This is a genomic window from Indolivaga capnocytophagoides DSM 22835, assembly GCF_000426485.1.
Lineage (GTDB): Bacteria > Bacteroidota > Bacteroidia > Bacteroidales > Dysgonomonadaceae > Dysgonomonas_A > Dysgonomonas_A capnocytophagoides.
The window spans coordinates 68402-82132 of record NZ_AUFL01000012.1; the positions used below are offsets into that span (position 1 = coordinate 68402).

The 13731-nt window shown below is 37.5% G+C and carries 11 protein-coding genes; 6 read left to right on the top strand and 5 right to left on the bottom strand.

The window, feature by feature from the left end; all coding sequences use genetic code 11:
- Positions 1-94: 94 nt before the first annotated feature.
- Positions 95-2560, top strand: coding sequence for an endonuclease MutS2 (locus tag K322_RS0107040; protein ID WP_026626249.1), 2466 nt, complete (start codon positions 95-97; stop codon positions 2558-2560).
- A gap of 15 nt (positions 2561-2575) precedes the next feature.
- Here K322_RS0107040 and K322_RS0107045 read toward each other — a convergent pair whose 3' ends face one another.
- Both K322_RS0107045 and K322_RS0107050 read right to left on the bottom strand, forming a co-directional pair.
- Positions 2576-3715, bottom strand: coding sequence for an endonuclease/exonuclease/phosphatase family protein (locus tag K322_RS0107045; RefSeq protein WP_026626250.1), 1140 nt, complete (start codon positions 3713-3715; stop codon positions 2576-2578).
- Positions 3716-3917: 202 nt separating this feature from the next.
- On the bottom strand, positions 3918-4370 hold the full coding sequence (locus K322_RS0107050) for a hypothetical protein (protein WP_026626251.1): 453 nt from the start codon (positions 4368-4370) through the stop codon (positions 3918-3920).
- Positions 4371-4745: 375 nt separating this feature from the next.
- On the opposite strand from K322_RS0107050, the gene K322_RS0107055 reads away from it, so the two are divergent.
- Genes K322_RS0107055 through K322_RS0107070 form a run of 4 tightly spaced genes read left to right on the top strand, consistent with a single transcriptional unit; the run spans position 4746 to position 7418 of the window.
- The gene (locus K322_RS0107055) at positions 4746-5507 is read left to right on the top strand and encodes a DUF5040 domain-containing protein (protein WP_035331588.1); all 762 of its coding nucleotides are present in this window, start codon (positions 4746-4748) and stop codon (positions 5505-5507) included.
- A 42-nt stretch (positions 5508-5549) separates the two neighbouring features.
- Positions 5550-6647: a DNA replication/repair protein RecF gene (gene recF / locus K322_RS0107060; RefSeq protein WP_026626253.1), complete on the top strand. Its 1098-nt coding sequence runs from the start codon at positions 5550-5552 to the stop codon at positions 6645-6647.
- Positions 6648-6660: 13 nt separating this feature from the next.
- Positions 6661-6954 carry a DUF721 domain-containing protein gene (locus K322_RS0107065; RefSeq protein WP_026626254.1) on the top strand — a complete coding sequence of 98 codons (294 nt, stop codon included), beginning with the start codon at positions 6661-6663 and terminating at the stop codon, positions 6952-6954.
- A 17-nt stretch (positions 6955-6971) separates the two neighbouring features.
- On the top strand, positions 6972-7418 hold the full coding sequence (locus K322_RS0107070; RefSeq protein WP_035331590.1) for an acyl-CoA thioesterase: 447 nt from the start codon (positions 6972-6974) through the stop codon (positions 7416-7418).
- 53 nt (positions 7419-7471) lie between these two features.
- On the opposite strand, the gene K322_RS0107075 is transcribed toward K322_RS0107070, so the two are convergent.
- From K322_RS0107075 to K322_RS0107085, 3 genes are all read right to left on the bottom strand, one after another.
- Positions 7472-7966, bottom strand: a complete 495-nt coding sequence (locus K322_RS0107075; protein WP_026626256.1) for a flavodoxin — start codon at positions 7964-7966, stop codon at positions 7472-7474.
- A 170-nt stretch (positions 7967-8136) separates the two neighbouring features.
- Positions 8137-9951 (bottom strand): DUF349 domain-containing protein, encoded by a 1815-nt coding sequence (locus K322_RS0107080; RefSeq protein WP_026626257.1) that lies wholly within the window; start codon positions 9949-9951, stop codon positions 8137-8139.
- 861 nt (positions 9952-10812) lie between these two features.
- Positions 10813-12594, bottom strand: a complete 1782-nt coding sequence (locus tag K322_RS0107085) for a biotin/lipoyl-containing protein (protein ID WP_026626258.1) — start codon at positions 12592-12594, stop codon at positions 10813-10815.
- A gap of 478 nt (positions 12595-13072) precedes the next feature.
- Between K322_RS0107085 and K322_RS18845 the strand changes: the two genes are divergently transcribed.
- Positions 13073-13714 (top strand): ExbD/TolR family protein, encoded by a 642-nt coding sequence (locus K322_RS18845; RefSeq protein WP_035331593.1) that lies wholly within the window; start codon positions 13073-13075, stop codon positions 13712-13714.
- Positions 13715-13731: the final 17 nt, after the last annotated feature.

A 13731-nucleotide genomic window follows, 5' to 3' on the forward strand; every position in this document is an offset into this window, starting at 1 on the left:
TCGACAAGTTTTCACTCTTCATTATTTACCTATTGTTTACTATCTTTGCAGCCTTAAAGGTCTGAGACCTTAACAATTTTAGATTTAGCATAACGTGATATATCCGAGTAATTTCGAACATAAAATAGGTTTCGACAAGATACGCAGTCTTATAACCGATAGATGCCTTAGTCCGCTGGGAATAGAAAAAACGGAAGAGATGGGGTTCTCTGCAGATTATGAGACCGTGCAAAGCTTGCTGTCGCAAACCGAAGAATTTATACGCATCATACAGGAAGAAGATGGTTTTCCTGTAAATCATTTTTTCGATGTCCGGCCAGCCTTAAAGAACATTCGCGTAGAAGGTACATGGCTCGACGAAAGTGCAGTATTCGATCTGCGCCGTTCGTTGCAAACAATTAAAGATATAGTAAGTTTTCTTCGGAAAGAAGATCAGGAGAATACTCCCTACCCTCACTTGCAGATATTGGCAGGTGATGTATTGGTATTTCCTCAACTACTAAACAAGATAGATTCGATCCTGGATAAATACGGACGTATCAAAGACAATGCATCCGTAGAGCTGAACCGTATCCGCAAAGAGATGTCACAGGTGGCGGGCAGTATATCCCGTACTCTGAACAGCATACTGCGTGCGGCTCAATCCGAAGGGCTGGTCGAAAAAGACGTATCGCCAACCATGCGTGACGGACGGTTGGTAATACCTGTCGCTCCTGCATTTAAGCGAAAACTGAAAGGTATAGTACATGACGAATCCGCTACAGGTAAAACAGTTTTTATTGAGCCTGCCGAAGTTGTGGAAGCCAACAACAGAGTAAGGGAACTCGAAAGTGAAGAGCACCGGGAGATTGTAAAAATACTGATCGCTTTCACCAATGAGGTTCGCCCTTTCACTCCCGATATTTTGCAGTCCTACGATTTCCTTGCATGGATAGACTTTATCCGTGCGAAAGCCAGACTCTCTATAGAAATAGGAGCCATACGTCCTATCGTAGAAAACAAACAGCAAATAGGCTGGAACAGAGCCAAACATCCATTGCTCTATCTGTCTCATAAAAAACAAGGTAAATCAATCGTGCCTCTTGATATATGGCTGGACGAAGAAAACCGTTTATTGATCATCTCCGGACCTAATGCCGGAGGTAAGTCTGTCTGTCTGAAAACAGTGGGGTTACTTCAATACATGGTGCAGTGCGGTTTACCCATCCCGTTGGATGAAAGTTCGAGGGTAGGCATTTTCGGTAAAATATTTATTGACATCGGTGATGAACAATCAATAGAGAATGATCTGAGTACATATAGTTCTCACCTGACCAACATGAAATATTTTGTCCGCAACTGCGATAATAAAACAATCCTTCTTATTGATGAATTCGGAGGAGGTACAGAACCCCAGATCGGAGGAGCTATCGCCGAATCGCTATTAAAACGATTCAACGAAAAAGGTTCATTTGGAGTTATTACAACCCACTATCAGAACTTGAAACATTTTGCCAATGAGCATAAAGGGGTCATCAATGGAGCTATGCTATACGACCGGCACATTATGCAGCCACTGTTTACCTTGTCTATCGGTAATCCTGGTAGTTCATTCGCAATAGAAATTGCCCGAAAAATAGGTTTACCAGAAGATGTCATAGCCGATGCTTCGGAGATAGTAGGCAGCGATTATATCAACATGGATAAATACCTGCAGGATATTGTTCGGGACAAGCGTTACTGGGAATCGAAAAGAAACAATGTACGCATTCAGGAAAAGAAACTCGAAGACATTACTTCCCGTTACGAGCATAACCTCACAGATATAGAAAAGCAACGCAAAGAGATCATTAAGCAGGCAAAAGAAGAAGCACAAAGGCTTCTTTCGGACGCTAATGCCAAAATTGAGAATACAATAAGGGAAATCAAAGAGGCTCAGGCCGAAAAAGAAAAGACCAAAGATATACGCAAAGGTCTGGCTGCTTTTAAAGAACGTATCGAATCGGCTGATCATGCTATTGATGACAAAATAGCCCGCAAGATACAGAAGTTACAGGATAAGGAAAAGAGTAAGAAAGATAAGACGAAACCTGCTAAAGAGTATAAAAAAGAAATCATTGAAGTAGGTGACAATGTAAGAATGAAGGGACAAACATCTGCAGGAGAGGTTCTAGATATACAAGGAAAGAATGCTGTTGTAGCCTTCGGTATGATAAAATCGACTGTAAAACTCGAGACTCTTGAGAAAGTGAGCAAGAATCAATTGAAACGTGATGCACAAAAGAGCACTTTTATCAGTTCGCAAACGAGTGATATGGTATATGAGAAAAAACTCAATTTCAAGCAGGATATTGATGTTCGGGGAATGCGGGGAGACGAAGCCCTTCAGGCTGTCATGTACTTTATAGATGATGCTATACAGGTGGGAATATCACGTGTCCGCATTCTGCACGGAACAGGCACAGGAGCTTTACGCCAGATTATCAGAGATTATCTTCGGACAGTCAATGGTGTGGCACATTATCAGGACGAGCACGTACAGTTCGGAGGTGCAGGTATTACTGTCGTGGATTTTGAGTAATTATACTGCTGACTATCATTTAAAGCTGATCCAAGCCCATATCGGGTAATGATCTGAATATTTGACTGTACCCACTGTGCAATTATAGGCTTGCAGATTAAGACTGTGCATGATGTAGTCAATACGAAAGAAGAATCCATCCTGATGATATGTGATCCCGACTCCCGATCCGGTATATTTATACGCATCGAGAAAGTTCCCTTTGATCTTCTCGTAAGCATAGGAAATAGGAGGTTCGTTAAAGTCACCGCAAATAATCATGGCATCGGTTTTTCCTCTCTGCTGTCTTATACAGTCAGCTATAATATTGGCTTGTACCGCACGGGTTTTAAAGGCCGGATCAAGATGACTACGGATGCTTTGAGTAACAGCCCCCAATTTATCACGCCGTTGATTTACAACCAGCTCTTTATATAATTCCTTGTCTTCCGCTGTTAGACGGTTCGACTCGAGATGATTATTAACTATAGTTATATACTTCTTTCCTATCTTTATCTCATACATTGCCGAACCGTTAAAAGCACTTTCAATCGGTACACGGGCAACCCTTTCTATCGGATATTTCGAATAACATGCCAACCCATACATTGTAGAGCTGATTGTATCTCCCAGCCTGATGATAGTGCGATATGGATATTTTTCCATAATATCGTCAAACTCCTGAAGGGATATTATCTTTTCCTTGTCCTTTTTTATATCAACAGCAAACTCCTGCATACAGACAATATCTGCTCCACTGTTGGCTATATATGATAAAATGGGATTTTCGCGTGCTTCATCCCCTACCAACCAATCAAAACCACGAACATTATAAGACATTATTTTGAAAGCCTTATCCGGTATATTCTCCACCGGCGAGTTCATCGGCACATACGTATCGATAGATGTCCAGCAAAATGCCAAAGCTATTATTTGAAGGAGAGCAAACTTCCATTTAAGGAAAATAGCCCATAATATAAGATAAGCAAAATTAGCAAGTAGTAATATAGGGAAACCTAATCCCAAATAAGATATAAAAACAAAATCCAACGGTGACACGCTCTGTGCATAAGTAGACAAAACAAGGAGAATCATCAGCACAATATTTATCGACCAAATGGTGTACTTTAATCCTCGTCCGACATGTATAGCCAGATGTTTACCCTTAATTTTCATATACACTAATACCTTAATACTCTTGTATTAACAACCGAAATACAATAAAGTGTTCAAATCAACAATCTTCTTTTAAGACTCTTTAAGTTCTTACCGTAAAAATAAGATTATCTTTTAAGAATTTATCTCTACTATTTTAACGAAAAAGACCGGAATACTTAATTAGTAAGCAGTCCGGTTTTATATTTCTTTGATTAGCAAATCAATCGTTTTTATATGGAATATTTTTAGATTCGCAAAGTTCTACGATGCGGCTTTTTACGATCTTCAGGTCATTGTATTTTAACCCACTGATATCTATATTGTAAGTTTTACCGTCAGTTTCGTTCATCTTGAGGTAACTAACTCCAAAACTTACTTCTTTGATGTTAATCCACTCCGAACGGTAAACGCTTTTCTGATCGGGCATTTTCACATAAATAGAATCAGAGTTTAACTCTAAGATCGGTTTTGCTGCCCATACCGTTACATTCAGGACTAATATTGCTCCTAAGATAACAGCTATAAGACCGATATAAAAATCAAATGTAAACTGATTGCCTATCGCAAGGCCGACACATCTGTACAATCCGAACAGAATAATATATCCGCCGGCAATCAAAGACAAAAATTTATGTGACTTCGAATTATTATAATTGATGCTCAATTCTCCCATGCTATCTATTCTTTTAAGATTTATCACAAAGATAATGATATCCATGGATTTTTTGCTGAGACAGAGAAAATAACAGACAACCGCATTTCTGATTTTTAAGGTCTCAGACCTTTTTATTGATTTTGTAAGCGTAACAGAACAGTCTATAACAGAGAAAAGACATTTCATCAAATGCTTTTTTTTAAAGTTATCTATACTGTAAAAGATAAAAGTAAAAATGAGAAATTCGATAATTCCGGAAGAAAGTAGACATAAGAAAAAGTCTTATTTTAGTGTAACCTTTTTCGTCTAATGACAAATTAATAGCCAATAATTGATCATGTTTGACTGTTAACTGATTTCCGCTTACCTTTGTTTTATAAAAACAGAAAAAGTATGATCAAAAAAGTATGTTTATTAGCCTTGATGGTTATTACTATAAGTGCCTGTTCTCAGAATAAGTACAAGTTATTATTAACCGGAGCTTCATTTGCATCGGACGAAAACGGCTGGTTCGAAGTAGGATGCAGGCAATTGAATGCCACATCAGTAAACAGGGCAGTAGGAGCGGAAGCAATAGCAGATGCTGCCAATAAAATGGCAAAAGGTGAATTGTATACCAAAGCCGAACTGGAAGAAATAGATGCGTTTGTGATAATGCATGTTCACGATAAAGATGTAGTTGAAGATTCGGAAATAAAGGAGAATATAGAAGATTATAAGATTCCTTTTGACCGCTCGAATTATGCTGCTGCGTACGATTATGTAATAAAAAAATACCTAACGGATTGCTATAATCTGAAGTTTGATAAAAACTCGAAATACTACAATACTATTACCGGTAAACCTGCCATTATTGTTCTTTCGACTCATTGGCACGACAGTCGCCCTTTGTATAATCGCACAGTTCGTGAGCTGGCTGAAAAATGGGGATTTCCTGTAATAGAATTCGATCGTTATATCGGATTTTCGAAAAAAGCCCTTCATCCCGTCACCAAACAACAGACAAGCATTATTTTTACAGATAACAATACCGAAGATATTGACGGTGAAGTATTCGGATGGCATCAGTTTAGGGGAGAAAGCCAGTATATCCAGCGAAAGATGGCTGCTGTCTTTGTTGAGGAAATGAAAAAAGTACTTCCAGTAAAAGAATGATAAGGTTTCAGCTCTTATTTATTTTAAATATCTTTGTATGTTATGATTTTAGAGCGTTTATCCATTTTAAGCTATAAAAATATAGATCAGGCAGATTTGTCATTCTCCCCCAAGGTAAATTGTTTTCTGGGCAATAATGGTATGGGGAAGACTAACCTGCTGGACGCTATCTATTATTTATCGTTTTGCAAAAGTCATAATAATCTGATAGACTCTCAAAACATAAAACATGATGCAGATTTATCTCTAATACAGGGTTATTATAAACAAGATGACGGAAAGGAGGATGAATTTTTCTGTGGAATTAAACGCCGCCAGAAAAAGCAGTTTAAACGTAATAAAAAAGAATACGAAAAACTGTCGGATCATATCGGATGCCTGCCCTTAGTTATGATATCTCCTGCCGATTCGGACTTGATAACGGGAGGAAGCGAAGAGAGACGCAAATTTATGGATGTAGTACTCTCGCAGTTTGACAAAGAGTATCTGCAATCCCTTATTCGCTACAACAAAGCTTTGCAGCAGCGTAATGCTTTGTTAAAATCAGAGATGCAGACCGATGGATCGCTATATGAAATATGGGAAGAGCAGCTGGCTGCTGAAGGGATAATTATCTATCAGAAACGCAAATCGTTTATTGATGAGTTTGTGCCCACATTTCAGCATTACTATAACTTTATATGTCAATCGAACGAAACAGTTTCTCTGACTTATGAGTCTCAACTGGCAGAGGGAAATCTTCTCGATTTACTCAAACAGAAACGTGATCGGGATAAGATTTTAGGCTATACAACAACTGGAGTCCATCGGGATGATCTGGATATGCAGCTAGGCGATTATTCGATAAAGAAAGTAGGATCGCAAGGACAGAACAAAACGTATGTGGTGGCCTTGAAGCTGGCACAGTTTGACTTTCTTCAAAAATCAGGAAAGATAACTCCGATTCTTCTTTTAGATGATATATTTGATAAACTAGATTCGTCCCGTGTCGAACAGATCGTGAAGTTGGTTGCAGGAGACAATTTTGGGCAGATATTCATCACAGATACAAACCGTGAGCACTTGGATGAAATCCTTCGGGGGCTGAATAGCGAATACCATCTCTATCAGGTACAATCGGGAGAAGTGAATAAGTTATAACAGATATAATAAGATGAGAAAGCATAATACAGAAAGTCTGGGTGAAGCTCTCCGACAATTCTTCGAAGAGAATCCTTTCTTTCAGCGAAAACTAGCTGAGAGCAGGGTTATCTCCGGTTGGGGAAAAATTCTGGGTTCGGCAGTCTCTTCTTATACCACAAATATCTATTTCAGAAATAACATTTTGTATGTACACCTTTCTTCATCTGTATTGAGGGCAGAACTTATAATGGTTAAAGAGCGGATTGTCCAAAACCTCAATACTCATGTGGGAATGGAAGTCATACAGGATATAATATTCAGATAAGATACAGAATACAAAGAATGGAAACAAAAGAAAGTATCGTAACAGAAGAGGCTTTTAGACACTCACTGCCTATTCAGATACGGTTTAATGATGTGGATGCGATCGGGCATATCAATAATAATATTTATTTCAGTTATTTCGATCTGGGGAAGATCAATTACTTCGAAGACTTGAAGGCCTCTTATGTCAGTTGGATCGATGGTATTATTGTGATTGCACATATTGAAGTCGACTTTGTGGCTCCTGTTTTCTATAAAGAGGAAATAGCTGTAGACACAAAAATCGTAAAAGTGGGAACAAAGAGTGTTACCTTTTTGCAGCAGGTCAGAAATACACTTACAAATGAGATTAAATGTCGCTGTCACTCGGTTGCGGTGACATATAATCCGAAAGAGCTGATTGCCATGAAAGTGCCCCAGCTTTGGAAGGAGGCAATTGCCGAATACGAAGGATGTACTATATAAATAGAATGCCCCAGCCAGATGGTTGGGGCATTCATGCCATATAACAGTTTTTATTAGATATATTGCTTTAAGTCATTAACCCAAGCATCTACACGTGAATCAGTTTGGTCAAATTCGTTATCATCATCAATAGCTAAACCAACAAACTGACCATCAACAACAGCTTCCGAATCATCGAAAGTATAGCCTTCTGTAGATACAGAACCTACTATCTCTGCATTATCTTTGATAGCATTGTATAACTGCCCCATTCCGTTAGCAAAAGTATCAGAGTATGATGAACTATCACCTAACCCGAATAATGCTACTTTCTTTCCTGAAAAGTCTAGTGCCGAAAATTTAGGAAGGACAGAATCCCAATCATCCTGCAATTCTCCGTATCCTGTTGTAGATGCTCCTAGTATAAGGAAGTCGTAAGGCTTTAATTGATCCAGACTGAGGTTAGCAACATCATACAAATCGCCTGCACCTAGTGCTTTCTGAATTTTAGCAGCTATATCCTTAGTTGCCCCTGTAGAAGTCCCGTAAACTATTGCTATTTTGCTCATGATAAATTTTATTTTTTAGTCTTAAAAAAAGAACTATGTTATTTAGATTAATTTTAAATAATAACAACAAAGGTATAGATAAGTTCGGGAATACAGCCATTTTTGTTTAAGTCTAAAAAAAAAGAGGCAAATCTTAAGATTCACCTCTGATATTTACTTGATATTCAGATTTAATCAATGTTGTTTAAACTGTTATCAATTGTTTCTATTTTCTGAACAATCAGATCCAGTTCATTTTTCAAATCCTGAATTTTGTGTTCCATATCTTTGAGTAAACCTCCGGCTCCTTTTGATATAGATAAAAATCCCATATTATTTTCGTATGTCTGCAAATCGGACTTTACCTTGTTAAACTGATACATCAGTTTTTCGCGTTCTTTATAAAGACGTCCTTTAGGCTTTTCGGATTTAGAGATATCGTCCAGATTAGATTTGAATGACTGGAAACGTCTTTCAGACTTATCCATTTTTAATCGATCGAACTGGACATCAAGAGCAGCCTGATATTCTTTGTAGATTTTGTCTTTTTCTTTGAATGGAACAAATCCTACTTCATGCCATTCATTCATATATTCACGCAAAGTAGTCATTTCGTCTGAAGAACCAGCTTGTTCCAGATTATTTATTTTCTCTATTATAGCTTTTTTAGCATCCAGATTTGCAAGCTCTTCCTCTTTTTGAGAAGAGGAATTTTTATTCTTTTGATCGAAAAAATAATCGCAAGCCGAAACAAATTGCTTCCAGATAGCGTCAGAATATTTACGTGGAACAGGACCTATTGTCTTCCATGTTTTTTGAATTGTGATCAGTTCATCTGCTGTTTTCTTCCAATCAGTACTGTCTTTCAGTGATTCAGCACGCTCGCAAAGCTCTCTTTTCTTCTCAAGGTTGGCTTCCATCTCATCTTTCTGATGTTTGAAAAACTCGGCTTTTTTCTCAAAAAATGTATCACATAGACCTCTGTATTCTTCAAATATCTGATTATTAAATTTACGAGGGACGAAACCTATAGTTTTCCATTTAGCCTGTAATTCAATAATTTCTTTGCTTTTGTCGTCCCATGCTTTGAATGAATTCAATCCTGAGTAATCAATCGCTTTCAGTGTTTCGCAGATAGCCGTTTTTTCAGCCAGGTTATTTTCTTCCTGTCCTTTTAGCAATTCAAAATGAGATTGGTGTCTTTTGTTTATCTCTGTAGAAGCAGCTTTAAAACGTTCCCATATCTGGTCACGCAATTCTTTGGCTACAGGGCCTATTTCTCTCCATTGCTGATGAAAATTCTGTAATTGATGAAACGCCGAGACTACATCTGATTCGTTCTGCAATTTTTCAGCAGCTTCGCAGATTGAAGTTTTGAGATCAAGATTCTTTTTGAAGTCATAATCCCTGAACTCGTTATTTATCTTAATCAAGTCATAGAATTTCTCAGAATATGTTTGATATGATTTCCAAAGTTCGTTTACTTTTGCGGCCGGAACTTGTTTTATTTCAGTCCATTTGGCTTGCAAGTCCTTGAACTCTTTGTATAGCTTATTGAAATCATCTGTACTTTCTGTCAGATTTTTTAAAGCATCAATAATCTGATACTTCTTTTCGAGATTGGTTTCTTTTTCCTTTTCGTCCTCAGCCAGAGCTATTGCTCTTTTTTCTTTTATCAGATTAAGAAGACCCTTAAATTCTTCTTCAATTGGATCTAGTGGAGCTGCAAAAGCATCTTCCTCACCTCCATCGGCAATGAACAGATTCTTGAGATTCTCGTTTTCGGTAGATTTAAGTTTATAAAACGCATGCTTCAGGGCTTCTACTTCGGCTCTGGAGGGTACATGTTCGTGTTTTGATAGTTCCTGTAATTTTGAAATTATCTCCTCTTTTGTCAATGACTGATAGTCGGGCAATTGAGGTTCAACAGTAGTTTCAGCTTGCTCTGTATTAGCAATAATTGCTTCATTTTCAGATTGCAAAGCAGGATCAAGATTCTCGTTCATAATAGGATAAGTTAGGTTCGATATTCCACTTATTAAATTGTTAGAGTCAAAGGCTTACTCTATAGCCTTGTAAGTTTTTTAAGGTCTCAGACCTCTTTATTTACTTTGTAAGCATAGGTGCAACAGATAGTTATTCTTTTTAGATGTGTCATTAAATACTTTTGTTACTTAATGCATATCAATGTTACACACAATATTAAAAACTCATCATAACTCGGTTACACAAATTAATGAATTTTTTTTCGGATAACTGACATTTATTTTTTTATTTTTTAATATTTACGGTCTCCTCTTTCTAAAAGCTAACAAAAAATCAGTTATCAGTCAACAGTTATCAGTCAACAAATGTCATCATTCATTTTAATTCCCTTGAAAAAGGTAACAAAAGTCACAGCAAGAATTTATTTTTCTATTGTTACATCTTACCCCTCTTTCCCCTAAAGGGAATTTAGCTGTCGCATGAAAAGCCTCTTCAGTGAGTTGGGGTTATTCTTCGAAAAAGGTTACAAAGGTTACTCGAAATTTGCATTTTCCGATTGTTACCTTATTCCCATATTAGCACATTTTCTCATTAAATTCCAGCCATTCAAAAAACTCTTTTCATATAGATAAAATTATAGAATGACGCCTTAAATAAATTAGAACAGGTAAAACTTCAATCTTCTCTAATGGCACGATTGAGATCCCTCTCAATATGACCGATTGCCCTGTTCAGGTATCTTTTAAAGTTATGGATTCCAATGGAGGGCTTGCACGCTGGGAAGTTATCTACTAATTAATAACTTCTATATTAAACCTTAAATAAAAAAAAGTGTTGCTCTTAAATGAGTAACACTTTTTGATATGTAAAGAAAACTATAATTAGTCGATAAATGCCAGAATTTGGTTCTTCTGAACTTTAGCACCTTGTTTAGTTTCGATCTGAACGATCTTACCCGATTTAAGAGCTTTCACTTCTTCAATTCCGTAATAAGCCTGAATAAAACAGATTACATCGCCTTCTTTAACCTGAGTACCAACAACAGGAGCAGTAGAAGCATCAGCTAAATCTATTTGCCAGATAACCTGTCCAGATACAGGAGTTTGTACAGGCTGTGCATCCGGATATTTTTCAGTAACTTTCTCTACATCGAAGTTAGGAACTTCCACTACAGGACGTACCGAAATAATAGGAGCATTGGCTTTTTCTTTGGCTTTTTCCAAATCAGCATTGAAACGTTCCTTAGCCAAGCCCGATTTATAATCGCGGTACTGACGGTCGTGCATAGCTAATTCGAATAATTCCTCATCATCTTGTCCGTATTCCCAGCCGTTATCGTCCATTTCCTTGCGGAATGTATCAAGCGCATCGGGATATTCTTCCTGAGGATTACCTGTATAGAATTCAAGATTCTTAGATTTTGCCAATTCAATGATTTCATCATCCAATTTACCGGGAAGTTCTCCAGCTCTTCCCAAAATCATATTCCAGCTGTCTTTGTCTATATTAGAGAAACGAGGCTGACCTTGTGCCATTGAGAAGATATTCATCAATGCGATATTTTTAGTATACTGGCTGAATGGAGTAACCAAGGGAGGATATCCGAGTTTAGGCCAGATATAAGCAACTTCGTCAAATAGTTGTACAACCAAATCATTCAATGTCACTTCTGCTTTACCATTGTTGCGAAGAGCCATATTGATAGCCGAGTGCATTCCTTTCAGGTCAGCCATCATAGATCCCATCATACCTCCGGGAAGTCCGCAACCGATAAGCAATGAGTTCATCAGTTTGTTAGACGGATCCATAAAGTATCCTAAGAAATCATCTACAAATTCCTGAGTCAATGCACGGGCTTCCATATAGGCCTTCATGTTGATATCGGGTACAGTAAAGCCGGCGTCTTTCAACATAGCCTGTAATGTAATGATATCAGGATGAACCATCCCCCATGAAATAGGCTCGATAGCTGCATCCAAATAATCAGCTCCGGCACGCGCAACTTCCAACATAGAAGCCACAGAGAAACCGGGTCCTGTATGTCCGTGATATTCAATAGGAATATTAGGGTGACGGTCTTTCAACGCCTTGGTTAGTTTTCCTAAAAATGCAGGACGACCAACTCCGGCCATATCTTTCAAGCAGAATTCATCTGCACCGAAATCCACCAGTTTATCGGCATATGCCAGATAATAATCTACTGTATGAATAGGTGAGTGTGTAATACAAAGGGCTGTCTGAGAAATCATACCTGCTTCTTTCGCATATTTTACCGAAAGCTCCAGATTACGAGCATCGTTCAATCCGTCAAACGAACGTGAAATATTGGTCCCTTGAGCACATTTTACTTTAAACATCAAGCGGCGCACATCCTTCGGAACAGGATTCATACGCAAACCGTTAAGACCACGTTCCAACATGTGTGTCTGAATTCCTACCTCATTAAAAGGAGCAGTCCACTCACGAACAGCCTTGTTCGGATTTTCTCCGTACATCAGATTTACCTGTTCGAAAGCCCCTCCGTTAGTTTCAACACGTGCAAAACATCCCATATCGATGATTACCGGAGCAATGCGTGTCAGTTGGTCTACACGAGGTTGGTATTTACCTGATGATTGCCACATATCACGATAAACGAGACTGAATTTGATTTCTCTTCCCATAGCGTATTTATAATAAAGTTTTAAAGACCGAACCAATCAGTTTCGATAATAAGAAACGGTCTTAAAATTAAGATGAATTCTATTGCATTTTTTAGAGGTCACAGACCTTTTTAATTAACTTACTTTCTAAAGATTATACCATAGGATACTCTCTTTTGCTAAGCATACTACAAATTTAAAAGTTTCCTTTCAAATAAGAGAACAATTTAAGATATTAAAATTATCAATTTGATATAAAAAAATATGATAAAATCAAAAACTGCACTATTACATAAAAAGTGTGCAATAAAATTCGTCTTCGAATATATTATATTGCTAAATATAGGTTACAATCTGATATAGAACCCTATGGAAAAGAACAGGCTCATGAAATAAAAATAATTTTCATTTTTTTCATTTTCGCTTATGGAATAATAAACACAGATGACTCTATTAGGTAAAAGGATAAAAAAGTATAAACCATTTAAATCTTATAGTCATGGCAGCAATCGATACCAACACCAACAATGGCGGCAAAAGAAAAGGTCAACCAACCAAGTTAAATCTAAAAGTAGATTTCACACCCATGGTAGATATGAATATGCTGCTGATTACTTTCTTTATGTTCTGTACAACTTTGGCTACCCCTAAAGTAATGGATGTAATAATGCCGACAAAAGAAAGCGATCCTAAAAATCCGACTGAAACTCCGGAATCCAAAACCCTAACCTTGCTGTTAAGCGAAAACGGCAAAGTATTTTACTATTGGGGAATACCGGACTATAACAACAATGCGACTTTGAAAGAAACAACAGTAGAATCCGGGCTACGGAATATCTTACTCGAAAGGAATACTCATATTACAGCTCAGGCCAATGAATTAAAGGAAAAGAAACGTAATAAACAAATAACAGATGAAGAATTCAAAGCTAAAGTATCTGAAATAAAGAAATCAAAAGAAAACCTGACTGTAATTGTAAAGCCGACCGACAAATCAAATTACAGCTCATTAGTCAGAACTCTGGACGAAATGCAAATTTGTAATATCGGACGCTATGCGATAGTAAATGTAGCCGAGGGCGATAAATTTTTATTAGACAATAAAAACAACAATTATATAGCACAAGCAACGAAAGACTAACCTCTTTATTACTACTT